Source organism: Azovibrio restrictus DSM 23866, assembly GCF_000429665.1.
GTDB classification, from domain to species: Bacteria; Pseudomonadota; Gammaproteobacteria; order Burkholderiales; family Rhodocyclaceae; genus Azovibrio; species Azovibrio restrictus.
Window position 1 is genome coordinate 125,054 of record NZ_AUCH01000003.1, and the last position, 24,800, is coordinate 149,853.

General features: G+C 69.2%; 26 protein-coding genes. 23 read left to right on the top strand and 3 right to left on the bottom strand.

The annotated features are described in order from the left end of the window. From hybE to hypE, 8 genes are all read left to right on the top strand, one after another. Positions 1–483 carry a [NiFe]-hydrogenase assembly chaperone HybE gene (hybE, locus tag G474_RS19490; protein WP_051281832.1) on the top strand — a complete coding sequence of 161 codons (483 nt, stop codon included), beginning with the start codon at positions 1–3 and terminating at the stop codon, positions 481–483. Beyond that, positions 480–1,475 (top strand): hypothetical protein, encoded by a 996-nt coding sequence (locus G474_RS0104300; RefSeq protein WP_026685902.1) that lies wholly within the window; start codon positions 480–482, stop codon positions 1,473–1,475. The genes hybE and G474_RS0104300 overlap by 4 nt, the downstream gene beginning before the upstream one ends. Then, a complete protein-coding gene (hypA, locus tag G474_RS0104305; RefSeq protein ID WP_026685903.1) occupies positions 1,476–1,817 on the top strand; it encodes a hydrogenase maturation nickel metallochaperone HypA in 342 nt (113 codons plus the stop codon). Positions 1,818–1,842: 25 nt separating this feature from the next. Continuing rightward, a complete protein-coding gene (gene hypB, locus G474_RS0104310; protein ID WP_026685904.1) occupies positions 1,843–2,880 on the top strand; it encodes a hydrogenase nickel incorporation protein HypB in 1,038 nt (345 codons plus the stop codon). Between the two features lies 1 nt (position 2,881). Continuing rightward, positions 2,882–5,269: a carbamoyltransferase HypF gene (gene hypF / locus G474_RS0104315; protein WP_026685905.1), complete on the top strand. Its 2,388-nt coding sequence runs from the start codon at positions 2,882–2,884 to the stop codon at positions 5,267–5,269. Next, a complete protein-coding gene (locus G474_RS0104320) occupies positions 5,269–5,496 on the top strand; it encodes a HypC/HybG/HupF family hydrogenase formation chaperone (protein ID WP_026685906.1) in 228 nt (75 codons plus the stop codon). Before hypF ends, G474_RS0104320 begins: the two co-directional genes overlap by 1 nt. Before the next feature lie 103 nt (positions 5,497–5,599). Further along, a complete protein-coding gene (gene hypD, locus G474_RS0104325; protein WP_026685907.1) occupies positions 5,600–6,727 on the top strand; it encodes a hydrogenase formation protein HypD in 1,128 nt (375 codons plus the stop codon). Beyond that, positions 6,724–7,779, top strand: coding sequence for a hydrogenase expression/formation protein HypE (gene hypE / locus G474_RS0104330; RefSeq protein ID WP_026685908.1), 1,056 nt, complete (start codon positions 6,724–6,726; stop codon positions 7,777–7,779). The genes hypD and hypE overlap by 4 nt, the downstream gene beginning before the upstream one ends. A gap of 6 nt (positions 7,780–7,785) precedes the next feature. Here hypE and G474_RS0104335 read toward each other — a convergent pair whose 3' ends face one another. After that, positions 7,786–7,992 (bottom strand): hypothetical protein, encoded by a 207-nt coding sequence (locus G474_RS0104335; protein WP_026685909.1) that lies wholly within the window; start codon positions 7,990–7,992, stop codon positions 7,786–7,788. Between the two features lie 220 nt (positions 7,993–8,212). Here G474_RS0104335 and G474_RS0104340 point away from each other — a divergent pair, with 220 nt between their 5' ends. The 15 genes from G474_RS0104340 to G474_RS0104410 all read left to right on the top strand — a co-directional run bounded on the left by G474_RS0104340 (position 8,213) and on the right by G474_RS0104410 (position 23,496). Continuing rightward, positions 8,213–9,703, top strand: coding sequence for a sigma-54-dependent transcriptional regulator (locus G474_RS0104340; protein ID WP_026685910.1), 1,491 nt, complete (start codon positions 8,213–8,215; stop codon positions 9,701–9,703). A gap of 121 nt (positions 9,704–9,824) precedes the next feature. Beyond that, positions 9,825–10,832, top strand: coding sequence for an NADH-quinone oxidoreductase subunit B family protein (locus G474_RS0104345; RefSeq protein ID WP_245589301.1), 1,008 nt, complete (start codon positions 9,825–9,827; stop codon positions 10,830–10,832). Then, positions 10,829–12,271, top strand: a complete 1,443-nt coding sequence (locus G474_RS0104350; RefSeq protein WP_026685912.1) for a nickel-dependent hydrogenase large subunit — start codon at positions 10,829–10,831, stop codon at positions 12,269–12,271. Before G474_RS0104345 ends, G474_RS0104350 begins: the two co-directional genes overlap by 4 nt. Positions 12,272–12,286: 15 nt before the next feature. Further along, positions 12,287–12,751 carry a nickel-responsive transcriptional regulator NikR gene (gene nikR, locus G474_RS0104355; protein WP_026685913.1) on the top strand — a complete coding sequence of 155 codons (465 nt, stop codon included), beginning with the start codon at positions 12,287–12,289 and terminating at the stop codon, positions 12,749–12,751. Beyond that, the gene (locus tag G474_RS0104360) at positions 12,726–14,072 is read left to right on the top strand and encodes a PAS domain-containing sensor histidine kinase (RefSeq protein WP_043463195.1); all 1,347 of its coding nucleotides are present in this window, start codon (positions 12,726–12,728) and stop codon (positions 14,070–14,072) included. Before nikR ends, G474_RS0104360 begins: the two co-directional genes overlap by 26 nt. A gap of 132 nt (positions 14,073–14,204) precedes the next feature. Then, positions 14,205–14,909 (top strand): DUF4198 domain-containing protein, encoded by a 705-nt coding sequence (locus G474_RS19495; protein ID WP_051281834.1) that lies wholly within the window; start codon positions 14,205–14,207, stop codon positions 14,907–14,909. Beyond that, the gene (locus G474_RS0104370; RefSeq protein WP_026685915.1) at positions 14,906–15,364 is read left to right on the top strand and encodes a hypothetical protein; all 459 of its coding nucleotides are present in this window, start codon (positions 14,906–14,908) and stop codon (positions 15,362–15,364) included. Before G474_RS19495 ends, G474_RS0104370 begins: the two co-directional genes overlap by 4 nt. Further along, a complete protein-coding gene (locus tag G474_RS0104375; protein ID WP_043463196.1) occupies positions 15,361–16,359 on the top strand; it encodes a transporter in 999 nt (332 codons plus the stop codon). Before G474_RS0104370 ends, G474_RS0104375 begins: the two co-directional genes overlap by 4 nt. A gap of 9 nt (positions 16,360–16,368) precedes the next feature. Next, on the top strand, positions 16,369–17,037 hold the full coding sequence (locus G474_RS0104380) for an energy-coupling factor ABC transporter permease (protein WP_026685917.1): 669 nt from the start codon (positions 16,369–16,371) through the stop codon (positions 17,035–17,037). After that, positions 17,034–17,615: a hypothetical protein gene (locus tag G474_RS0104385; protein WP_051281835.1), complete on the top strand. Its 582-nt coding sequence runs from the start codon at positions 17,034–17,036 to the stop codon at positions 17,613–17,615. The genes G474_RS0104380 and G474_RS0104385 overlap by 4 nt, the downstream gene beginning before the upstream one ends. After that, entirely contained in the window at positions 17,608–18,426 is an 819-nt protein-coding gene (locus G474_RS0104390) for an energy-coupling factor ABC transporter ATP-binding protein (RefSeq protein WP_084513562.1), read from the top strand. The genes G474_RS0104385 and G474_RS0104390 overlap by 8 nt, the downstream gene beginning before the upstream one ends. A 139-nt stretch (positions 18,427–18,565) precedes the next feature. Next, a complete protein-coding gene (locus G474_RS0104395) occupies positions 18,566–20,839 on the top strand; it encodes an NADP-dependent malic enzyme (RefSeq protein WP_026685920.1) in 2,274 nt (757 codons plus the stop codon). Between the two features lie 80 nt (positions 20,840–20,919). After that, positions 20,920–21,852, top strand: a complete 933-nt coding sequence (locus G474_RS0104400; RefSeq protein ID WP_026685921.1) for a DHH family phosphoesterase — start codon at positions 20,920–20,922, stop codon at positions 21,850–21,852. A 67-nt stretch (positions 21,853–21,919) separates the two neighbouring features. Beyond that, positions 21,920–22,972 (top strand): RNA methyltransferase, encoded by a 1,053-nt coding sequence (locus G474_RS19500; protein WP_043463199.1) that lies wholly within the window; start codon positions 21,920–21,922, stop codon positions 22,970–22,972. 101 nt (positions 22,973–23,073) lie between these two features. Continuing rightward, positions 23,074–23,496 (top strand): cupin domain-containing protein, encoded by a 423-nt coding sequence (locus G474_RS0104410; RefSeq protein WP_026685922.1) that lies wholly within the window; start codon positions 23,074–23,076, stop codon positions 23,494–23,496. Positions 23,497–23,502: 6 nt separating this feature from the next. Here G474_RS0104410 and G474_RS19505 read toward each other — a convergent pair whose 3' ends face one another. Together G474_RS19505 and G474_RS0104420 are read right to left on the bottom strand one after the other, a co-directional pair. Beyond that, on the bottom strand, positions 23,503–24,453 hold the full coding sequence (locus G474_RS19505) for an alpha/beta hydrolase family protein (RefSeq protein ID WP_043463201.1): 951 nt from the start codon (positions 24,451–24,453) through the stop codon (positions 23,503–23,505). Then, positions 24,434–24,709 (bottom strand): DUF2917 domain-containing protein, encoded by a 276-nt coding sequence (locus G474_RS0104420; protein ID WP_026685923.1) that lies wholly within the window; start codon positions 24,707–24,709, stop codon positions 24,434–24,436. The genes G474_RS19505 and G474_RS0104420 overlap by 20 nt, the downstream gene beginning before the upstream one ends. Positions 24,710–24,800 lie beyond the last annotated feature (91 nt).

A 24,800-nucleotide genomic window follows, 5' to 3' on the forward strand; every position in this document is an offset into this window, starting at 1 on the left:
ATGCCCGCCCCGGCCTGGAACCAGAATCCCGCCCCCGCCCTGGAAGCAGCCTTCCGCCACATCGCCGCCACCCGCATGGCAGGGCTGCCCATCGCCAATGCCATGCTGGAAGTGGAGGCCGTGGCCTTCCGCCGCTACGAACAGAGCGGCCACTGGCTGGGGGTGCTGATCACCCCCTGGGCCATCAACCTGCTGCTCCTGCCCGCCCCGGGCGCCCCCTGGCCGGACCCGGCTCCGGGCGCCAAGCACACCTGGCACTTTCCCTCCGGGGACTACGAATTCACCGTGGCCAGGGAAGAAGCCCTGGGCACCTACCACCTCTGCTCCCTGTTTTCCCCCCCGGCCGAATTCGATGCCCAGGAGGAAGCCCGGCAGACCGCCTACGCGGTGCTCGCCGCCCTGATGCTCGAAGGAGGCGGCGAGGAAGACCGGAGCGCGCCGCCGCCCCCGAACCGGCGGGCCTTCCTGGGGCTGGGCCGGTGAACACCGGCGCGCTGCGGGTCCAGGCCCGCTGGGCCGCCGGGCGGCTGGAGCCTCTCCAGGTAGAACTGCAGCGCCCGGCGGTGACGTCGCTCTTTCAGGGCCAGCCAGCCGCCCAGGTCCAGGCCAGCGCGCCCCTGTTCTACAGCCTGTGCAGCCAGGCCCAGGGCCTGGCTGCTGGCGCCGCCCTGGCCGCCGCCCGGGGCGAGGCCAACTGGACACCTTCTCCTGCCTGCACCCGGGCCCTGTGGCTGGAGGCCCTGCACGAGCACCTGTGGCGTCTACTGCTGGACTGGCCCGTAGCCCTGGGCCTGGAAGCCCCCCGGGAAGCCTTCGCCATCTGGCGCAAATGCCGTCAGGCCGACCCGGCCAGTTTCGCGGCCGCCACCCGGCAACTATTCGAACGGGCCCTGGGCCTGGACCCGGGCACGGGCCAGCCCCGCCCCGAAGGCCTGGCCGCCCGCTGCCTGAGCCAGCTGCAGCACCCACTCACCCTGCCTGCCCACGACGACGACGCCCTGCCGGACCCGGCCCCCTGGCTGGCCGACGACCAGGACCCGGCCGCCGGGATGAGCGGCCAGGAGACGGCAGCGGCAGACGGGGCCAACTCCCGCCGCATTGCCACGCCCCCCGGCCCGGGGTTAGCCTATGCCCGGCGCCTGCTCCAGGCCCTGGAGGCCTGGCAGGCCCTGGGCACGGAACAGCCCTATCCGCTGCGCAGCGCCGCCCGCCCGGACAGGAGACAGGGCCTGGGCCTGACCCGCACGGCCCGGGGCCTGCTGCTGCACGAGGCGGTACTGGAAGCCGGCGACCGGGTCGGCTGCTACCGGATCTGGGCCCCCACGGACCGGCTGTTCGCCGATGCCGCGCCCCTGACCCGGCTGCTGCAAGCCCTGGCCCCGGAAGATGCCGGCGCCACCCGGCGGGCCCTGGAGCTGGCCATCCTGGCCCTGGACCCCTGCGTCCCCTACGGGATTGACTGGACGGAGAACTGAATGCACGAAATGTCCCTGGCCGAAGGGGTGCTGCAACTGGTGGAAGACACGGCCCGGCGCGAGGGCGCCCGGCGGGTGAAGACCGTGGTGCTGGAGATCGGCACCCTGGCCAGCGTCGAGGTGGAGGCCCTGCGCTTCTGCTTCGACGCGGTGACCCGGGGCAGTCTGGCGGAAGGCGCCGCCCTGGAGATCCACCCGGTGCAGGGGGCCGGCTGGTGCCTGCCCTGCGGCGCCACCATCCCCCTGGAAGAACGCTACGGCATCTGCCCCCGCTGCGGCAGCTGTCAGGTGCAGCCCACGGCCGGCACGGAAATGCGGGTCAAGGAAATCGAGATCGACTAGTCGTTTGAGCGGAAGGAAGACGGACATGTGTACAACCTGCGGCTGCGCCAGCGGCGAAACCAGGATCGAAGGTCAGGCCGTGGGCCACGAGCATGAGCACCAGCACGGGGACGGCACCCGCCACAGCCACCCCCACGACCATGAGCACGAGCATGGTCACGGCACCGCCCACGAACACCATCACCATGGCCACGATCACGGCCACAGCCACGGGGATGGACAAGGCCACTGGCACCAGCACGAGGACGGAACCTGGCACAGCCACAGCCATGACGACCAGGCCCACGCGCACGGGGAGGCCGACCTGGATTACGGCAGCGGCGCCGCCCGCGCCCACGCCCCGGGTCTGAGCCAGGCGCGCATGGTGCAGATCGAGCAGGACATCCTGGCCAAGAACAACCAGTACGCCGCCGCCAACCGCCAGCGCCTGGCCGAAACGGCGATCCTGGCCCTGAACCTGGTCTCCAGCCCCGGCTCCGGCAAGACCACCCTGCTCACCCGTACCCTGGAGGCCCTCAAGGCCGAGCTGCCCCTGGCGGTGATCGAGGGTGACCAGGAAACCGCCTTCGACGCGGAACGCATCCGCGCCACCGGCGTCCCCGCCCTACAGATCAACACCGGCAAGGGCTGCCACCTGGACGCCCACATGGTGGGCCACGCCCTGGAAAAGCTCCCCCTACCCGAGGGCGGGGTGCTGTTCATCGAGAACGTGGGCAACCTGGTCTGCCCGGCCGCCTTCGACCTGGGCGAAGCCGCCAAGGTGGCGATCCTCTCGGTCACCGAGGGGGCCGACAAACCCCTCAAGTACCCGGACATGTTCCACGCCGCCCGCCTGATGCTGATCAACAAGACCGACCTGCTGCCCTACGTGCAGTTCGACGTGGACCAGGCCATCGCCTACGCCCGCCGGGTCAATCCCCGCCTGGAGGTGCTGACCCTGTCCGCCACCACGGGAGAGGGCTTCGACGCCTGGCTGGACTGGCTGCGCCAGCGCCTGGCCGAGGTCAAGGGCGCCCGCATCCGCCAGCTGGAAGCGGAACTGGCGAAGCTGAAAGGCGCCTGAGTTGCAGGAAGCGCGGCGCTTCCTGGTCACGGGTCTGGTCCAGGGGGTGGGGTTCCGCCCCGCCGTCTGGCACCTGGCCCGGGAACTGGGCCTCACGGGCTGGGTCAGGAACGGCCCCGCCGGGGTGGACATCCACCTGGAAGGCCCGGCCACGGTGCTGGATGACTTCGCCACCCGCCTGCCCGGCGCCGCCCCGGCCCTGGCCCGCATCGACAGCCTGAAGGCGACCGACGCCGCCCGGCAGCCGCACCGGGACTTCCGCATCCTGGACACCGCCGCAACCGACACGAACGAAAGCCCCCGGAGCGCCCCGGTCAGCACCGCCATCGGCCCGGACCTGGGGGTTTGCCCCGACTGCCTGGCCGAACTCTTCGACCCGGCCAGCCGCCGTTACCGCTACCCGCTCCTGGCCTGCACCCATTGCGGCCCCCGCTACACGGTGACCCGGCAGCTGCCCTACAGCCGCGCCGCCACCAGCCTCGCCCCCTTTCCCCTCTGCCCGGCCTGCAGCGCTGAATATGGCAATCCGGCCGACCGGCGCTTCCACGCGGAAACCATGGCCTGTCCCGACTGTGGCCCGGCCCACCGCCTGCTGGATGCCAGCGGCCAGCCTCTGCCCGGAGACCCGGTGGCCGGCGCCCTGACCCTGCTGCGCCAGGGCGGCATCCTGGCCCTGAAGGGGCTGGGCGGTTTCCACCTGGCCTGCGACGCCCGGAACCCGGCCGCCGTGGCCCGCCTGCGGCAAAGGAAGAACCGGGAGGCCAAGCCCTTCGCCCTGCTGGCAGCCAACCTCGCCTCCCTGGCGGGCTGGGCCAGTTGCGACGCAGGCGCGACGCAGCTGCTGCAAGGCCCGGCCCGACCCATCGTCCTGCTCCCCACCCAGACCGAGCCGGAAGCCCGGTTCCCCGGCGTGGCCCCGGGCCTCGCCCACCTGGGCGTAATGCTGCCCGCCACCCCCATGCAGTGGCTGCTCTTCCACGAAGCCGCCGGCCGTCCCGCCGGCAGCGGCTGGACCAGCGAACCCCAGGAACTGCTGCTGGTCATGACCAGTGCCAACCCGGGGGGCGAACCCCTGGTCACCGGCAACGCCGAGGCCCTGGAACGGCTGGCGGGCATCGCCGACGCCTACTGGCTGCACGACCGGGACATCGTGGTGCGGTGTGATGATTCAGTGGTGAGAGGCGAGTCGAGAGTCGAGAGCAACCCCCACTCGCCACTCACGACTCACCACTCACCACTCTCCACTAGCCACTCTCGACTACGCCACGGCCGGGGCTACACCCCGGAGGCCATCCCCCTGACCACAGACGGCCCCGACGTGCTGGCCCTGGGAGCCTGGCTGAAGAATGCCGTCTGCCTGACCCGGGGTCGCCAGGCCTTTCTCTCCCAGCACATTGGCAGCCTGGACAACGCCGCTACCTACACCTTCCTCGAAGAGACGGTGGCGCATCTGCTCGCCACCCTGGAAGTGCGGCCCGCCGCCGTCGCCCACGACCTGCACCCGGACTTCCCCTCCACCCGCCTGGCCCTGGAACTGGCCGAGCGCCTGGGAGTGCCCGCCTACGGCATCGCCCACCACCACGCCCATATCGCCGCCGTCTGCTGCGAGCACGGCGTCACCGGGCCGGTGCTGGGCCTGGCCCTGGACGGGGTGGGCCTGGGGCCGGATGGAGGACTCTGGGGCGGTGAGCTGCTGCGGGTGCACGGCAGCGACTGCCAGCGCCTCGGCCACCTGGCCCCCCTGGCCCTGCCCGGGGGCGACAAGGCCGCCCGGGAACCCTGGCGCCTGGCCGTGGCCCTGCTGCACCGGGCCGGCGCCGCCGACCGGGTGCCCGGCTGGCTGGCCCGGCGCTTTCCCGGCCGGGACCTGGGGCCGCTCCTCGCCATGCTGGACAAGGGTGTGAACTGCCCGCCCACCTCCAGCCTGGGCCGCCTCTTCGACGCCGCCGCCGCCCTCCTGGGCCTGCGCGCCGAGAACCGCTACGAGGCCCAGGCCGCCATGGAACTGGAGGCCCTGGCCTGGCGCCACGGACCGGCAGCACCGGACGCAAACGGCTTCCTCATCCAGGAGGAGCGCCTGGACCTGACGCCCCTGCTGCTTGGGCTCGCCGAGGAGGCCGACCCGGCCCGGGGCGCCGCCCGCTTCCACGCCACCCTGGTCCTGGCCTTGAGCGAGTGGGCCGCCTGGGCGGCGGCAAAGTCCGGGCTGGAGAGCATCGCCCTGGGCGGCGGCTGCCTGCAGAACGGACTGCTGGCCACGGGCCTGGAACAGTCCCTCCGGCAACGGGGCCTGCACCCCCTGCTGCCCCGGCAGGCGCCAGCCGGCGATGGGGGCCTGGCCCTGGGGCAGGCCTGGATCGCCCGACAATTACACAAGGAGACTCCCTGATGTGCCTAGCCATACCCGCCCGCGTGATTGAACTCACGGCGGGAGACAATGCCCTGGTGGACCTCGCCGGGGTGCAGAAGGAAATTTCCCTGGCCCTGGTGGACGACGTGGCCGTGGGCGATTACGTGATCGTGCACGTGGGCTACGCCCTCAACAAGCTGGACCCGGACGAGGCCGCCAAGACCCTGGCCCTGTTCGCCGAACTGGCAGCCAGCGAGAGACAGTAAAAAATTCGGAACCCATCGCAAAGGCGCTAAGGAAAGTCGAGAGTGGTGAGTCGAGAGCAGCCCCCCTCTCGACTCACCACTCTCGACTCCCAACAAAAACTTTATGAAATACATTGACGAATTCCGGGACGGGGATCTGGCCCGTAACATCGCCCGCAGCATCGCCGCCGAGGCCGACCCGGCCCGGGAGTACCGCTTCATGGAATTCTGCGGCGGCCACACCCATGCCATCTCCCGCTACGGTCTGACGGATCTGCTGCCGCCCAACGTGCGCATGATCCACGGCCCCGGCTGCCCGGTCTGCGTGCTGCCCATCGGCCGGGTGGACCAGGCGATCCGCATGGCCCTCGAACACGGCGTGATCCTCTGCACCTACGGGGACTGCCTGCGGGTGCCCGCTTCCGACGGTCTCTCGCTCCTGAAGGCCAAGGCCCGGGGCGCCGACGTGCGCATGGTCTATTCCACCCAGGACGCCCTGGCCCTGGCCCAGAAGCACCCGGAGCGGCAGGTGGTGTTCTTCGCCATCGGGTTCGAGACCACCACGCCGCCCACGGCCGTGGCCATCGAACAGGCCCGGGCCCTGGGCCTCGCCAATTTCTCGGTGCTGTGCTGCCACGTGCTCACCCCGGCGGCCATCATCGGCATTCTCGAATCCCCGGAGGCAAAAGCGGGGGGCGTGGCCCTGGACGGCATGGTGGGCCCGGCCCACGTCTCCACGGTGATCGGCAGCGCCCCCTACGAGTTCGTGCCGGAGCGCTACGGCAAGCCGGTGGTGATCGCCGGTTTCGAGCCCCTGGACATGATGCAGGCGATCCTGATGCTGGTGCGCCAGGTAAACCAGGGCCGGGCCGAGGTGGAGAACGAATTCACCCGGGCCGTTACCCCGGACGGCAACCGGAAGGCCCAGGCCCTGGTGGCCAAGGTCTTCCAACTGCGCCCCGAATTCGAATGGCGGGGCCTGGGCACGGTGCCCGACAGCGCCCTCAAACTGCGCCCCGAATACGCGGCCTTCGACGCCGAACTGCGCTTTCCCCTGCCCTACACCCCGGTGCCCGACCACAAGGCCTGCGAGTGCGGCGCCATCCTGCGCGGCGTCAAGGAACCCCGGGACTGCAAGGTATTCGGCACCGTGTGCACCCCGGAAACCCCCCTGGGCTCCTGCATGGTCTCCTCCGAAGGGGCCTGCGCCGCCCATTACACCTACGGCCGTTACAAGGACCTGGCAGCATGAGCGAACCCCGCAAGCAATACGTCCGTCCCCTGGATCTGAAGCACGGCCGGGTGGACATGGCGCACGGGGCCGGCGGCAAGGCCATGGCCCAGTTGATCCACGAGCTGTTCGCCCGGCACCTGGGCAACGAATGGCTGGACCAGGGGGACGACGGGGCGGTGCTGCCCGCCCCGGCCCCCGGTGAACAGCTGGTGATGGCCACCGACAGCCACGTGGTCTCGCCCCTGTTCTTTCCCGGCGGCGACATCGGCTGCCTGGCGGTGCATGGCACCATCAACGACGTGGCGGTGATGGGGGCCCGGCCCCTGTGGCTGTCGGCCGCTTTCATCCTGGAAGAGGGCTTTGCCCTGGCCGACCTGGCCCGCATCGTCGAGAGCATGGCCGCCGCTGCCCGGAAAGCTGGGGTGCCCATCGTCACCGGCGATACCAAGGTGGTGGAGCGGGGCAAGGGGGACGGGGTGTTCATCACCACCACCGGGGTCGGCGCCCTGCAGGCGGGGCGGCGTATCGGCGGGCAGCGGGCAAGGCCGGGGGACGCGATCCTGGTGTCCGGCAGCATCGGCGACCACGGCATGGCGATCATGAGCGAACGGGAGGGGCTGGGCTTTGCCTCTCCCATCGTCTCGGATACGGCGGCCCTGCATGGGCTGATCGAGGCGGTGCTGGCCACGGGAGCGGACATCCGGGTGCTGCGGGACCCGACCCGGGGCGGGCTGGGCACGACCCTGAACGAAATCGCCAGCCAGTCGGGGGTAGGCATGCTGATCGAGGAGAAGGCATTGCCACTAAACCCGGCGGTGGCGGCGGCCTGCGAATTCCTGGGGCTGGACCCCCTTTACGTGGCCAACGAGGGCAAGCTGGTGCTGATCTGCGCCGAACCGGATGTGGAGAAGGTGCTGGGGGCCCTGCGGGGCCATGCCCTGGGGCGGGAGGCTGCCGTGCTCGGCACGGTGGTGGAAGATGCCCACCATTTCGTCCAGATGACCACCTCCATGGGGGGGCGGCGCATCGTGGACTGGCTCACCGGGGACCAGTTGCCCCGGATCTGTTGAACGGTTTCAGGAGTTCCAGTGGCGCGGGCTGACCACCACATTGACGACTTCAAAGACCTGGTTCAGAACCACCTGGCGGGCGTCGTCGGCGTCCAGGGCGTTGGGAATCCGGTACAGTTCCCGGCGCCCATCAAGCAGACGGACGGCGGCGATGAACTCCCTGGGACCCGTCTTCTGGGGACGGGGACGGCGAACGGCGGCCTGCTTTGCCATGATGGGCTCCTTGGTTCCTGATGTGCGCATGGTAATGCATTCGAAGCCCATGAAAAATAAGACCAAAGTTGTGTTTTATGCATACATCACAGCTTTTTTGAAAAATCATGACTAAAGGCATAGAAAGTAGCACTTATCTCCGTTGCCACAGGTCCTTTCGGACTAATATCGCTAAACTATTGCTTTTTGCCTAAGTGATTGCCAGACAAGGAAATTCATTTTGAATAAACAGCTTCCCGGCATCCTGGTGGTGGATGACGAACTTCGCTCCCAGGAAGCCCTGGCCCGCACCCTGGAGGAGGATTTCCGGGTCTTTTGTGCATCTTCCGCCAACGCCGCCCTGGAATTGATGGAACAGGAGGCCGGGGGGCAAGGGGGCATCCAGATCGTCCTCTGCGACCAGCGCATGCCCGGCACCACCGGGGTGCAGTTCCTGGCCCAGGTGCGGGAACGCTGGCCCGAGGCAATCCGCATCATCCTCTCCGGCTACACGGATGCGGAGGACATCATCACCGGCATCAACGAAGCGGGCATCTGGCAGTACCTGATGAAGCCCTGGCAGCCGGAACAACTGTTGCACACCCTGAAGAGCGCCGCCGAGGTCTGGCGCCTGCAGCAGGAGAACCAGCGCCTGACCCTGGACCTGCGCACGGCGGCGCCGGTGCTGAAACGCCAGGTCAGTTCCAAGTACGACCGGGTCAAGCAGGCGTTCGGCCTGGACGGCCTGCTGCGGGCCCCGGGCAGCCCCCTGGAGGAAGTGGCCCGGATGATCCGCAAGGTGGCCCCCCACGACATCTCGGTGCTGATCAGCGGCGAGTCGGGCACCGGCAAGGAGATGGTGGCCCGGGCCATCCACTTCGAAAGCCGCCGGGCGAACCGGCCCTTCGTGGTGGAAAACTGCGGCGCCCTGCCCGACAGCCTGCTGGAAGCGGAACTGTTCGGCCACAAGCGGGGCGCCTTCACCGGCGCCGTGGAAGATCGCATCGGCCTGTTGCAGCAGGCGGACGGGGGCACCCTGTTCCTGGACGAGATCGGCGACACCAGCCCGGCCTTCCAGGTCAAATTGCTGCGGGTGCTGCAGGAGGGGGAATTCCGGCCAGTGGGCAGCAGCCGGCCCCTGTCGGTGGATCTGCGGGTGATCGCCGCCACCAACCGGGATCTGGAGGAGGAAGTCCGGGCCGGCCGCTTCCGGGAGGACCTCTATTACCGCCTCGCCACGGTGAGCCTCACCGTGCCGCCCCTGCGCCAGCGCCGGGACGACATTCCCCTGCTCGCCCGGCGCCTGGTGGAAGCCAGCGCCACGGCCCTGGGCAAGCCCGGCGCCCGGCTCAGCGACGAGGCCCTGGCCTGCCTGGCCGCCTGGCGCTGGCCCGGCAACGTGCGCGAACTGCAGAACGAGATCCTGCGCCTGCTGGCCTTTTCCGAAGGCGAGGAACTGGGCGCCGACCAGCTCTCGCCCCGGGTGCTGCGCGCCGCCGAGGCCAGCGAAGAGGCGGAGCTGGCCTTCATCGCCGGCGGCAGCGGCGGCCTCAAGGAGCGCATGGAGCGGCTGGAAGCCCGGGTGGTCCAGGAAACCCTGATCCGGCACGGCTGGAACATTTCCCGGGCGGCAGCGGAGCTGGAGCTGTCCCGGGTCGGCCTGCGCAACAAGATCCAGCGCTACGGCCTGGCCCGGGCCGGGATGGCCGAGGTGGAAGAGGAAGAAGCATGAACAAGCAAAGTGAAGGCGCAGGCAAAAGTCGAGAGTGGAGCGTCGAGAGGAACCCCGCTCTCGACACTCCACTCACCACGCTCCACTTTTTAGTTCTCACCTCTGCGATGCGTCCTTAAGCATGAGCCAAAACCTGCGACTCCTCTGGCTGCAGAGCGGCGGCTGCGGCGGCTGCACCCAGTCCCTGCTCTGCCACGAACGGCCCCTGTTTGCCGAACTGGCCGGGGCCGGCATCGATTTCCTCTGGCACCCGGGCCTGTCCCCGGCCAGCGGTCCCGAGGCCCTGCAGATCCTGGAGGATGCCGCCAGCGGCGCGGCGCCCTTCGACATCCTCTGCATCGAAGGGGCCATGCTGCGGGGCCCCGCCGGCAGCGGCCGCTTCCACCTGCTGGGCGGCAGCGGCAAGCCCATGACCGACTGGGTCGCCCGCCTGGCGGCCCGGGCCCGCTGGGTGCTGGCGGTAGGTTCCTGCACCGCCTACGGGGGTCTCTCGGCCGCCACCCCGGGCAATCCCCTGGAGGCCTGCGGCCTCCAGTACGAGGGCAACGGCAAGGGCGGCCTGCTGGGGCGGGAGTTCCGCTCCGGCGCCGGCCTGCCGGTGATCAACATTGCCGGCTGCCCCACCCACCCGGGCTGGATCGTGGATACCCTGGAAACCCTGGCCCAGGGCGGCCTGGTGGAAGATGAGCTGGACGAGCTGGGGCGGCCCCGCCTGTACGCCGACCAGCTGGTGCACCACGGCTGCAGCCGCAACGAGTTCTACGAGTTCAAGGCCAGCGCGGAAAAGCCCTCGGACCTGGGCTGCCTGATGGAGAACCTGGGCTGCAAGGGCACCCAGGCCCACGCGGACTGCAACACCCGGCCCTGGAACGGCGCCGGTTCCTGCCTCAAGGGCGGCTATCCCTGCATCGCCTGCACCGAGCCGGAGTTCGAGAACCCCGGCCATCCCTTCCTGGAAACCCCCAAGGTGGCCGGTATTCCCATCGGCCTGCCCACGGACATGCCGAAGGCCTGGTTCGTGGCCCTGGCCGCCCTGTCCAAGTCGGCCACTCCGCACCGGGTCAAGGAAAACGCCCTGGCCGACCATCCCCGGGTGCTGCCGGTGCAGAAAAAGACGGGGTTGAAATGAGCCGCCGCATCCTGGGCCCGTTCAACCGGGTGGAAGGGGATCTGGAAGTGATCCTGGATCTGGATGCCGGGCAACAGGTGGCTGCGGCCCGGGTCAACTCCCCCCTGTTCCGGGGCTTCGAACAGCTGCTCCTGGGCCGGGCGCCCCTGGATGCCCTGGCCATCGTGCCGCGCATCTGCGGCATCTGTTCCGTCTCCCAGTCGGTGGCCGCCGCCTCCGCCCTGGCCGGGGCCATGGACATCCGCCCCACGGCCAACGGCGCCCGGGCCACCAACCTGATCCTGGCGGCGGAAAACCTGGCCGACCACCTGAGCCACTTCTACCTGTTCTTCATGCCCGACTTTGCCCATCCGGCCTACGCCGGGCGGCCCTGGTACGAGGCCACGGCAAGCCGTTTCGCCGCCCTCCGGGGCAGTGCCGCCGGCCAGGCTCTGCCGGCCCGGGCCGGGCTGTTGAAGCTGATGGGCTTTCTCGCCGGCAAGTGGCCCCACAGCCTGGGCCTGCAGCCCGGGGGCACCACCCGGGCCCTGGGGGCGTCGGAGAAGATCCGCGTCCTGGCCCAGTTGCGCGAATGCCGCGCCTTCCTGGAAACCACCCTACTGGGCGACCGCCTGGAAGCCCTGGCCGGGCTGGATTCCCCCGCCGCCCTGGCGGCCTGGGCTGCCGGCCGGCCGGGGGATTTTCCCGCCTTCCTGGCCCTGGCCGCCGACCTGGGGCTGGAGCGGACCGGCCGGGCCTACGACCGCTTCCTCAGCCACGGCGCCTATCCGGAGGACGGCGCCCCCCTGTTCCCGGCCGGTTTCTGGCAGCCGGACCAGGGGCTGACTCCCCTGGCGCCGGAACAGATCAGCGAGGATAGCCGCCATGCCTGGCTGGTGGACGAGGAAGGCCCCCTGCATCCGCGCAACGGCCTGACCCGGGTGGAAGCCGAGAAGGAGGGCGCCTACAGCTGGTGCAAGGCGCCCCGCTATGCCGGCCAGCCCCTGGAAGTGGGCGCCCTGGCCCGGCAGTTGGTGGCCGGCCAGCCCCTGCTGCAGGAACTGGTGCGCCGCCAGGGCGCCAGCATCCTGGCCCGGGTCACCGCCCGCATGCTGGAACTGGCCCGGGTACTGCCGGCCATGGAAGGCTGGGCCCGGGCCCTGGAGCCGGGACAAGCCTACTGCGCCCCCGGGACCCTGCCCAACGAAGGCCAGGGGGCCGGCCTGGTGGAAGCCGCCCGGGGCAGCCTGGGCCACTGGCTGGAGTTCCGCCGGGGCCGCATCAGCCGCTACCAGGTGATCGCCCCCACCACCTGGAACTTTTCGCCCCGGGACAGCCGCGACCAGCCCGGCCCCCTGGAAAAAGCTCTGGAGGGCCTGCCCGCCGGGCCCGAGGCTCCCCCCCTGGTGCAACACGTGGTAAGGTCCTTCGACCCCTGCATGGCATGCACCGTGCATTAACCCGGACAGATACCCATGGAACGCTTCACCATTTCCCTCGATGAAACCCTGGCTGCCGAATTCGACGCCCTGGTGGCGGAACGGGGCTACCAGAACCGCTCCGAGGCGGTGCGGGACCTGATCCGCGCCGCCATCGGCGCAGCCCGAGCCCGGGAGGAGGCGGCCGGCCAGTGCGTCGCCAACCTCTCCTATGTTTACAACCACCATGAGCGCACCCTGGCAGAGCGGCTCACGGAAATTTCCCACGCCCACCACGACCTGACCGTGGCCGCCCTGCACACCCACCTGGACCACGAGCACTGCCTGGAATCGGTGGTGCTCAAGGGCCCCACCGGGGCCGTGCGCCGCTTTGCCGACAGCCTCACGGCGGAACGGGGCGTGCGCCACGGCCAGCTCAACCTGATCCCGCTCCAGGCCGAACACCACCACGCCCACGGTGCGCACGGGGAACCCCATGTCCACTACAAGCCCAGCCTCTGAGCCCCTGCCCGGCGCCCCCGAGAGCATGGGGGAGCAGGCCTGGATCCAGGTGATCCAGAAGATGGACGAGGTCTATAACGACCTGCTCCAGTACGAAGTGGCCCTGGAGGAGAAGAACGCCGCCCTGGAGGAGTCGCACCAGTTCATCGAGAGCATCATCGCCTCCATGTCCGACATCCTGGTGGTGTGCGACCGCAACGGCCGCATCCAGGAGGTGAATCCGGCCTTCCTGCAATTTTCCGGCAAGGACGAGCAGGAGCTGAAGGACACCTCCTTGTTCGACCTGTTCGCCGATCCGGAGGAACGGGCCCGGGCCCGCCACCTGTTTGCCGTGTTCGGCCAGGAGGGGGTGCATGACTGCGAGCTGCACCTGCGCGCCGGGGACGGCAGCGTCATGCCCGTCTCCCTCAACTGCACCCCCCGGGTCTCCCAGACCGGCAAGCTGATGGGCATGGTGGTCACCGGCCGGCCGGTGGGGGAACTGCGCCGGGCCTACCAGCAGCTGCGCCAGGCCCACGAGGATCTGAAGCGTACCCAGGGCCAGCTGCTGCATGCGGAAAAGATGGCCTCCCTGGGCCGGCTGGTAGCCGGGGTCGCCCATGAGCTCAACAACCCCATTTCCTTCGTGCTGGGTAACGTGCTGTCCCTGAAGCGCTACGCCGGCCGGCTTCAGGATTACCTGGACGACGTCCATGCCGATCCGCTCCGGGCGGCCGATCCCTACCTGGCGGCCCGGCGCCAGGAGCTGCGCATAGACCGCATCCTCCAGGACATGCCGCCCCTGATCGAAGGCATGATAGAGGGGGCCGAGCGGACCCGGGACATCGTGGACGCCCTGAAGCGTTTTTCCGCCGTGGACCGGATGCGGCCGGAGCGGGTCAATCTCACCGAGGTGGTGGAGCGGGCCGTACGCTGGGTGGCCAAGAGCGCCCCGGCCCATTTCGTCATCGACCAGGAGCTGCCCCGGGAGCTGTACTGCGTGGGTTCCCCGGGCCAGTTGCAGCAGGTGGTGATGAACCTGGTGCAGAATGCCTGCGACGCCGCCGGCCAGGAAGCAGCGCCCCGGCTGCTGATCAGCGGCCGCCAGGAGGACGGCGCGGCGCTGCTGGAATTCCGCGACAACGGCCCGGGCATTCCTGCCGAACTCATGCCCCGCCTGTTCGAACCCTTCTTCACCACCAAGCCCGTGGGCCAGGGTACCGGTCTGGGCCTTTCCATCAGCTACGGCATCATCGAGCGCCACGGCGGCAGCCTCACGGCAGCCAATGCCCCGGCTGGCGGCGCCTGCTTCACCCTGCGCCTGCCCCTGGCAAGGGATTGACCGGTCCCGCCGCCGGCAGACAAGTAACTTGCCACTGCCTTTACGCTAAATGACGTAGAAACAGGCCTTGGGTTTCCGGCACGGTTTTTGTATGATGATCTCTAAATTTCATCACACGATCCAGCCGCCGCCATGCATCGTCCGCTCCCGCCCCTCGCCCTGCTGCTCGCCAGCCTGCTGAGCTTCCCCGTCCTGGCCCACGACCTGTGGCTGGAGGCAGAAAAGGGCGCCCTGGTCCTGTACCAGGGCCACCGCCATTCGGCCCATGCGGGCAGCGACCAGGAACCCTACGACCCGGCCATCTTCCAGGGCGCCCGCTGCGGCAGCACCCTGGTCCAGCCCCTGAGCCGCAGCTATCCCCTGCGTTTTGCCGGCGACTGCCCCCGGCTGCAGCTCAGTCTCTCCAGCGGCTACTGGACCAAGACCCCCTGGGAAACCCGCAACACGCCGAAAACCGGGGTCTCCGGGGTCCTGAAGAGCTGGCGCTCGGAGGAGCGGCTGACCCGCCTGGGACGCTGGGACAAGCAGCTGGCCCAGCCCCTGGGCGAGGGACTGGAAGTCCTGCCCGCCAGCGACCCCTTCAGCCTCAAACCCGGGGAAAAGCTCCTGGTCCGGGTCTTCGACGGGGGCAAACCCGCCGCCGACGTGGCAGTGGCCTACGGCGACAGCACCCGGGGCAGCACCGGCCCGGACGGCAGCATCAACCTACGCCTGCGCCACTGGGGCGTGCAGCTCATCTCCGCCAGCCGGGAAACGCCCCTGGACGACGGCAAGGCCGACCGCCTGGTGCGCTCCGCCACCCTGCAGTTCGACCTGCCCCAGGGAGCCGCCCAATGAAAGCCCTGCTCCCCGCCCTCAGCTTCATCCTCATGCTGGGCCTCGCGGGCCAGGCCGGGGCCCATGAGGTTCACGTCCAGGTGAGCCCCACCCAGGCAGCCCTGATCCAGCTCAGCTACGCCGACGGCCAGCCCTTTGCCTTCGAGGCCTACGAGCTCTACCCGGGTGCAGCGGAACTACCGGCCCAGGTAGGCCGCACCGACGCCCAGGGCCGGGTGGTATTCCTGCCCGGAGGCACTGCCGACTGGCGCCTCAAGGCCTATGCCGCCGACGGCCACGGGACCGACCAGCGCCTTGAGGTGGCGCTCCCCGAACAGCCGGCGGCGGCCCCGGAAGCCGCCCCGGCCCAGGGGCTGGACCGCTTTTCCCGCCTGCTCCTGGGACTGTCCCTGATCCTGGGCGGTTTCGGCCTGTACCAGTTCTTCACCTGCAAAAAACGGAAATCCAGCCCATGAAGCCCCGTCTAGCTCCCCCCGCCCTGGCCCTGCTCGCCACCCTCAGCTGGAATGCACCGGCCCTGGCCCACCACGGGGTGGCCGGGGTGGGCGCCGCCGCCGTGGAAGGGCCCGGCTCCCCCATCGAATCCTCCAGCTCCGCGGTGCTGCCCGCCGGCAGCTGGCTCACCTACCTGAAACTGGATCACGCCCAGTACAAGAAATACGCCCCCGCCGAGCCCGAGGCCGACTACGCCCGCTACTGGATGACCGGCGTGGGCTACGGCTTCACCCCCTGGTTTTCCGCCTACCTGTTCGCCCCCTACCACGACAAGACCGACGAACCCAGGGGCTACACCTCCCGGGGCTGGGCCGACCTGTCGGTGATGGGCCAGCTGGGCTTCCGCTACGACGCCCAGAGCGGCTGGCAGCTGACCCCGGCCCAGGAAAGCCTGGACGATCTGGAGGACTGGCACTTCACCCTGTTCGGCGGCGCCACCCTGCCGACGGGCAATGCCAACGCCCGGGATACCCACGGGGAGATCGATCCGGGCAAGTCCCGGGGCTTCGGCAAGCCCTCCTTTTCCCTGGGCCTGTCCGCCGCCAAAATGCTCACGCCCAGGCTGACCCTGAACCTGGAAGCCTCGGCCATCCGCTTCCAGGAATACACCTACGCCGACGGCCAGCGGGTCAAGTTCGGCGAGGAAAACCGCCTGAGTGGGGCCCTCAACTACCGGCTGCTGGCCGATGCGGACCGAAAGTTCCGCCTCGACGGGGTGCTGGAAGCCCAGTTCCTGCACCTGGGCCGGGACAAGGCCGACGGGGTGGGCGAATCCGGCACCGGCGGCCGCATGGTGTACCTGATGCCGGGGGTGCGCGCCTACGTGGACCGGGTCTCCCTGGCCCTGGGCATCAAGAAGGCCGTGTGGACCCGCCTCAACGAATCCCACGAGCAGCAGGGAGCCGAGGGCAAGGAAAAGTACCGGGTGATATTCTCCGCCTCCTATCTGTTCTGATCCCCAGCCATGCACATTCCCGACGGCTTTCTGTCGCCCCAGACCTGGATTCCCGCCTATGGCCTGGCCGCCGGGGCCTGGTTCTGGGCCGCCCGGGACCTGCGCCAACGCCTGGATGAAAGCACCGTGCCGCGCCTGGCCATGCTCACGGCCCTGGCCTACGGCCTGGGGCTGATCATGGTGCCCCTGCCCGGGGGCAGCTCCGGTCACGCCCTGGGGGTGGCCCTGCTCACCCTGCTGTTCGGCCTCAGGCCCGCCTTTCTCGCCTACTCCGGGGTGCTGCTGCTGCAGGCCCTGCTGTTCGGCGCCGGCGGCGTCACCGCCCTGGCGGTCAATGCCCTGGCCATGGGCCTGGCAGGCGGCGCCGTGGCCCTGCTGCTGTTCCGCCTGCTGCGGCCGTTCCAGGAAAGCCTGGCGGTGCTGCTGGCCGCCTGGGGCTCGGTCATGGCCGGCGCCCTGCTCCTGGCCCTGGTGCTGGGCGCCCAGCCGCTAATAGCCAGCCGGGCCGACGGCAGCCCCCTGTTCTTTCCCTTCGCCTGGTCCGTGACCCTGCCCGCCATGCTCATCCCCCACGCCCTGATCGGCCTGGGAGAAGCGGCCCTGACCCTGCTGGTGTGGCGCTACGCCCGGCGCCGGGGCTGGGTGCAGACTGCCGCCGGGAGCCCTGTCACCCCATGAGCCGCCCCGCTCCAGCCGCCCGGGAGCGCCAGCTCCTGGCCGCCTATGGTGCCGCCCTGGTGGCCCTGAGTTTCCTGCATCATCCCGGGCTGCTGGCCCTGCTGCTGGCCCTGGTGCTGCTGGCGGCACGAGGCGATGCCGGGCCCCTGCTGCGCCGGAGCCTGGGGGCGACCCTGGTCTTCAACCTCTCGGTCAGCCTGGGTTACCTGCTGCTGCAGGCCTGGCAGGGAAAGCTGGGCACGGGCACCGGCCACTACCTGCTGACCATGAACCTGCGGGTGCTATTGATGGTGTTCCTGGGCTTCTGGCTGCTCACCCGGGTGAACCTGCTCCAGGCCCTGGCCCCCTGGCCCACGGCAACCCTGATCCTGACCCTGGCCCTGGGCCAGATCGAAACCTACCGGCGCCTGCTGAGCGACTTCCGCCTCGCCTTCTGCAGCCGCCATCCGGCCCCGCCCCGCCTGGGGGCGCGGCTCCGGCACGGCGCCAGCCAGGCCGGCACCCTGCTGGACAAGTCCCTGGCGGCCAGCACCGAGGCCAGCCAGGCCCTGCGCTCCCGGGGGGCTTTCGATGCCTGAATCCTGCCCCGCCCCGGTGCTCCAGGCCCGGGATATCTGCCATATCTGGCGCACCCCGGAAGGCCAGGAGCGGTGCCTCTTCAAGGGCCTCTCCCTGGAACTGGGGGCCGGCGAGAAGGTGGTGCTCCTGGGGGCCAACGGCTGCGGCAAATCCACCCTGCTGAAGCTCCTGAATGGCCTCCTGCCCATCAGCCAGGGCAGCCTCCACTGGCGCGGCGAGCCCATCTCCCCGGAACGGCTGCGCGGCCGGGAACTGGCCCGGCGTTTCCGGCGCGACTGCGTGCTGCTGTTCCAGCACCCGGAGGCCATGCTCTTCAACCCCAGCGTCGCCGAGGAGATCGCCTACGGCCCCCGGCTCCTGGGGCTGGAGGACATCCCCGCCCGGGTGGCCCGCTGGGCCAACGAACTGGGCCTGGAGCCCCTGCTGGCGCTGCCGCCTTTCCAGCTGTCCGGCGGGGAAAAGCAGAAGGTGGCCCTGGCCAGCCTGCTGGCCCTGGACCCGGGCCTGCTGCTCCTGGACGAGCCCACCGCCAGCCTGGACCCCCGGGCCAGCGGCTGGCTGGTGGATACCCTGCTGGACTCCCCGGCCACCGCCCTGATCAGCACCCACAACCTGAGCCTGGCCGCCGAGCTGGGCAGCCGCGCCCTGGTCCTGGGGGAGGGCGGGCAACTGCTGTTCGACGGCCCCCTGCGCCTGGCCCTGGTAGATCTGGGGCTGCTGGAGCAGGCCGGCCTCGCCCATCGCCATCGGCATCGGCACGGGAACCAGTCCCACGCCCATCTGCACGGGCACGACTGGGACACCCCTTGAGCCCCGGGAGCGGGTCCGGCTTGCTGCAAAGCAGCATGAGGGACAGGGGTCTGCTGCTTCACTTGCCCCCGGGATTGCAGTATCTTTGCCGGTTTCCCCCGCCCCCTGGCCCGGGATTTCCAGAATAACGAGGAACAGCATGGAAAAGGATCTGCGCGAGGCCGCGCTCGAATATCACCTTCTGCCCACCCCCGGCAAGATTGCCGTCCGCCCCACCAAGGGGCTGACCAACCAGCGGGACCTGGCGCTCGCCTACTCCCCCGGCGTGGCTGCCCCCTGTGATGCCATCGTGGAAGATCCGGCCAATGCGGCCCTGTACACCTCCCGGGCCAACCTGGTGGGCGTGGTCACCAACGGTACCGCCGTGCTGGGTCTGGGCAACATCGGCCCCCTGGCCGCCAAGCCGGTGATGGAAGGCAAGGGCTGCCTGTTCAAGAAGTTCGCCAATATCGACGTGTTCGACATCGAACTTTCCGAGAACGACCCGGACAAGCTGATCGAGATCATCGCTTCCATGGAGCCCACCCTGGGCGGCATCAACCTGGAAGACATCAAGGCCCCCGAGTGCTTCTACATCGAGGAGCAGCTCAAGAAGCGCATGAAGATTCCCGTCTTCCACGACGACCAGCACGGCACCGCCATCATCTCCGCCGCCGCCATGCTGAACGGCCTGAAGATCGTGGGCAAGAAGCCCGAAGACGTGAAGGTGGTCTGTTCCGGTGCCGGCGCCGCCGCCATCTCCTGCCTCAACCTGTGGTGCGACCTGGGGGTGAAGAAGGAAAACATCACCGTCTGCGACTCCAAGGGAGTGATCTGGGTCGGCCGGGACGAGAAGATGGACCCCACCAAGGCCCGCTACGCTCAAGTGACCGAAGCCCGCACCCTGGGTGACGCCATCAAGGGAGCCGACGTGTTCCTGGGCCTGTCCACCGCCGGGGTGCTGAAGCCCGAGATGGTGGCCACCATGGCCGCCGATCCCCTGGTCTTCGCCCTGGCCAACCCCAACCCGGAAATCATGCCCGAACTGGCCCGGGAAGCGCGTCCCGACGCCATCATCGCCACCGGCCGTTCCGATTACCCGAACCAGGTCAACAACGTCCTGTGCTTCCCCTTCATCTTCCGCGGCGCCCTGGACGTGGGCGCCACCACCATCACCGAAGAGATGAAGATGGCCTGCGTGCGCGCCATCGCCGAGCTGGCCGAAGCCGAGGTGGCCGATGAAGTGGCGCTGGCCTTTGCCAACACGCCCCTGGAATTCGGCCGCGACTACCTGATTCCCAAGCCCTTCGACCCCCGCCTGATCGTCAAGATCGCCCCCGCCGTGGCCAAGGCCGCCATGGATTCCGGCGTCGCCACCCGTCCCATCAGCGACTGGGATGCCTACCGGCAGCGCCTCTCCGAGTTCATCTACCAGACCGGTGCCGGCATGCGCACCATCTTCCAGGCCGCCCGCCAGATGCCGGCCAAGCGCGTCATCTACGCCGAAGGCGAGGATGAGCGGGTGCTGCGCGCCGTCCAGGTGGTGCTGGAGGAAAAGCTGGCCAAGCCCATCCTGGTGGGCCGGCCCCAGGTCATCGAGATGCGCCTGGAAAAGGCCAAGCTGAAGATGCGTCCCGGGGTGGACTTCGAGATCGTCAATCCCGAGGCGGACGAACGCTACCGGGAATGCTGGACCACCTATCACCAGCTCATGAAGCGCCGCGGCGTCACCATCGACATCGCCAAGATGCGGGTGCGCTCCGACGCCACCATCATCGGCGCCCTGCTCCTCAAGCTGGGCTACGCTGACGGCCTGATCTGCGGCATCTCCGGCCGTTTCGCCCACCACATGCGCCAGGTGGAAGAGATCATCGGCAAGGCTCCCGGCCACAACACCCTGGCCGCCATGAACCATCTGCTGCTGCCCGGCCGCGCCCTGTTCATCTGCGACACCCACGTCAACGAGAACCCGGACGCCCAGCAGCTGGCGGAAATCACCCTGATGGCCGCCGAAAACGTGCGCCGTTTCGGCATCACCCCCAAGGTGGCCCTGCTCTCCCACTCCAACTTCGGTTCCTCCCAGTCCGCCTCCGCCGTCAAGATGCGCGAAGCCCTGGCCCTGGTACAAGCCCAGGCCCCGGACCTGGAAGTGGATGGCGAAATGCACGGGGACAGCGCCCTGTCCGAGGACATCCGCCAGATCTCCGATCCGGAATCCCCCTTGAAGGGCGAGGCCAACGTGCTGGTGATGCCCAACCTGGACGCCGCCAACATCTCCTACAACCTGCTCAAGATGACCGGCGGCGACGGCGTCACCATCGGCCCCATCCTGATGGGTGCCGCCCAGCCCGTGCATGTGCTCACCTCCTCCGCCTCCGTGCGCCGGCTGGTGAACCTCACCGCCCTGGTGGTGACGGAAAAGGCCGAACGCTGACCTCCCCTGCCACAAGGCCGCGCCAGCTGCGCGGCCTTGTGCTTTAATGACGCCCGAAATAATTTTTCGGAGAATGCTCCATGAGCCAAGACAAATTCCGACTGGTGACCCGCAGCGACTTCGACGGTCTGGTCTGTGCCGTGCTGTTGAACGAACTGGACCTGATCGACGACATCAAGTTCGTCCACCCCAAGGACATGCAGGACGGCAAGATCGAGATCACCGGCCGGGACATCACCACCAACCTGCCCTACGTGGCCTCCGCCCATCTGGCCTTCGACCACCACCTGTCGGAGACCATCCGCAACACCGGCGAGCGCAAGAACCACATCATCGATCCCGAAGCCCCCTCGGCGGCCCGGGTGGTCTATGACTACTACGGCGGCAAGGCCCGCTTCCCGGAAATCTCCGACGAAATGATGGAAGCCGTGGACAAGGCCGACAGCGCCCAGTACGTCCAGGACGAAATCCTCGATCCCAAGGACTGGGTGCTGCTCAACTACCTGATGGATGCCCGCACCGGCCTGGGCCGCTTCCGGGAATTCCGGATCAGCAACTACGCGCTGATGATGGACCTGATCAAGTACTGCAAGAACCACACGATCACGGAAATCCTGGCCCTGCCCGACGTCAAGGAGCGGGTGGACCTCTACTTCGAACACGCGGAAAAGGCCAAGGAGCAGCTGCAACGCTGCACCACCGTGCACCAGAACCTGGCGGTCCTGGATCTGCGCGCCGAAGAAACCATCTTCGCCACCAACCGCTTCATGATCTACGCCCTGTTCCCCCAGACCAACATCTCCATCCACGTGATGTGGGGGCTGCAGAAGCAGAACACCGTGTTTGCCACCGGCAAGTCCATCCTGGACCGCTCCAGCAAGACCAACGTGGGCGAGCTGATGCTGAAGTACGGCGGCGGCGGTCACCAGGCTGCCGGCACCTGCCAGGTGGCCAACGACCAGGCGGAAGACGTGCTCAAGGAACTGGTCTCCCGGATCAACGCCGACGGCTGACCCTGGAAAAGCACCGCGAAAACCGGCCCCCGGGCCGGTTTTTTCATGGCCCCCTCCATCCCTTCCCATGCGCATCTCCCAACTCCGCCAGCAACTCGCCGACCTGGGCGCCCGCCCCGCCCACGCGGAACGGGTGCTGCGCGCCTGGCTCCAGGCCCGGCCCCTGGACGCCGGCCCCAGGAACCAGCCGGCCGAGCACAGCCTGCCCCTCACCCTGCGCCAGGCCCTGCCCGAACTCCAGGCCAGGCTGGCCGGCCTCGCCAGCCTCCAGGCCGAACACCCGGGGGCCGACGGCTCCGCCCGCCTGCTGGTCCGGCTCGCCGACGCCCAGAGCGTGGAAAGCGTGCTGCTGCCCCGGGACGGGGTCTGCGTCTCCACCCAGCTGGGCTGCGCCGTGGGCTGCACCTTCTGCATGACCGGCAAGAGCGGCCTGCTGCGCCAGCTGGAAAGCAGTGAAATCCTCGCCCAGGTGATCCTGGCCCGGGCCCGGCGCCCGGTGAAGCGGGTGGTGTTCATGGGCATGGGCGAACCCGCCCACAACCTGGAGAACGTCATGGAAGCCATCGAGCTCCTGGGCACCCTGGGCGGCATCGGCCACAAGAACCTGGTGTTTTCCAGCGTCGGCGACCCGCGCATCTTCGAACGCCTGCCCCGGGGCCCGGTCAAGCCCGCCCTGGCCCTCTCCCTGCACAGCACCCGGATGGAAGTCCGCAGCGCCCTGCTCCCCAAGGCGCCGGCCATGAGCCCCGCCGCCCTGGTGGAAGCCGGCGAACACTACGCCCGCAGCACCGGCTACCCGATCCAGTACCAATGGACCCTGCTGGCCGGGGTCAATGACACGGACGAGGAAATAGAGGGCATCGCCACCCTGCTCCAGGGCAAGTACGCGATGATGAACCTGATCCCCTACAACACCAACGAAGGCCTGAGCCACGCCCGCCCCGACCCGGAACGGATCGTCGCCATGGTGCGCAGCCTCAACCACCGGGGCATCCTCACCCGGGTGCGCAACTCCGCCGGCCAGGACGTGGACGGCGGCTGCGGCCAGCTCCGGGCCCGCAGCATGGAGGCGGATGGCGGCACCCCGATAGCCCCGCCCCGGCGCAAATCCAGGCCGTAAGCCCCGGGCTGCCGGCCGCACACAAACATGGCATAGTGCAGCAGGCCCGGGCCCCGTGCCGGGGTTCAGCCACCGCTTCCCTCCACCTCAAGGAACCGATCATGCGCAAACTGCCGGGAACACTCCTCCTGCTGGGCGCCCTGGGCATGCCCGCCCTGGGCTGGGCCCAGGCTCAGGCCTATCCCACCCAGGAGCTACTGTCCACCAGCACCACGGTGCTGGGCGAAACCATCCGCTACCCGGACAGCGGCCCGGCCCGGGTGACGGCCAGCATCGTCACCATTGCCCCGGGAGCAGAAACCGTATTCCACCGCCACCCGGCCCCCATGTTCGCCTACATCCTGGAAGGGGAAGTCAGCGTGGATTATGGCGACCAGGGCATCCGGGTCTTCCGCCAGGGGGAAGCCCTGATGGAAGCCATGCAGGCCCGCCACCGGGGCACCAACCAGGGCAGCGTGCCGGTACGCATTCTCTCGGTGCACATGGGCGCCGCCGGCACGGAAAACGTGGTCCTGGAAAAATGAGGCCGCTCAGGCCCCCGGGCCCAGGCTGAACAGGGGCGGCCAGGGGGACTCCCCATGCAGGAGCCAGCGGGCACTCTGGGGCCAGAGGCTGTCCCGGAAGCGGTCGTGGAAGAAGCCGAAATGCCCCAGGGCCGGCAAGCCCTGGGCCGGGGGGTCCAGCTGCACGAAATGGCGTTCGCCCTGGCGGAAATAGTCCAGCAGGCGCCGACTGGCGGCGGGGGTGGCGTATTCGTCCTGCCGGTCGGCCAGGGCCAGGATGCGGCCCTGGAAGCGTCCCATGCGCTCCTCCAGGGCCGGCCCCGGCAGGGGCGGGCGGGCATGGGGCAGGAAACGGTAGTAGCGGTGAAAGCTGGGGTGCAGGCGCAGCCCCCATTCCAGGGCCACGCCCCGGGGTAGGTCCTCGAGCCAGCCCAGGCGGCGCCCGGGAAAATAGCCGAGCAGCCCGGCCAGGGCGGGCATGAACAGGTGCCAGCGGGCCAGGTAGCCCAGGCGCCGGGCCGGGTGATAGTCCTTCCAGTAGGCGTACTGACAACCCACGAACAGGGCCCGCTCCACCCGTTCCAGGCTGGGCGCCAGCCCCAGGGCAAAGCCGCCGATGCTGTGGCACACGGCCAGGAGGGGTAGACCCGGGGCCCGCTGCAGCAGGGCCTGCAGGGCCCCTTCGCAGTCCAGGGCGCCCCAGTCCTGCTTGGTGGCCCGCAGGCGGCCCAGGCGCTCGGGCCGGGACTGGCCTATGCCCCGGTAATCCCAGGCCAGAACCCGGAAGCCCTGCTCCTGCAGCCACTGACCGTAGCGCTGGTAATAGCGGGCGGCCACCCCGGTGGCGGCATTGATAAGCACCGCCCCCCGGGGGCGGGCGGGCCCCGGCCAGTAATAGCCGCCCAAGCGGTAGCCATCCCCGGCGGGAAACTCGATGGGCAGGGGACTGGCGGCAGGATCAGGAGCACTGGAAGACATGGGCGGCGGCAAACGAGCGGCGCAGGGGTTGGTCGGCGGGCGGTGCCAGGCTCAAGCGGCTGGCGCCCCAGGCCTCAGCCAGCACCAGGCCGGCGGTGGGCAGGGTGCAGGACTGGCCGGGGTGCAGTTCCACGTCGCCCAGGGGCCAGGGGCCGGAGAGCATCAGGGCGCCCTCCTGGCAGCGGACCTCCCAGGCTTGGGCACCTTCCAGGCGCAGGAGTTTCCCATGTTCCAAGGTGAAAGAAAGGGTTTTCATGGCGGTTCTCCTCAAGGGAGGCACCAGCCTAGCCCCCGCCCGGGCTGCCGCACCCCTACGCCGCCAGCGCCCTGTTTGCCGCTGCCGGAGC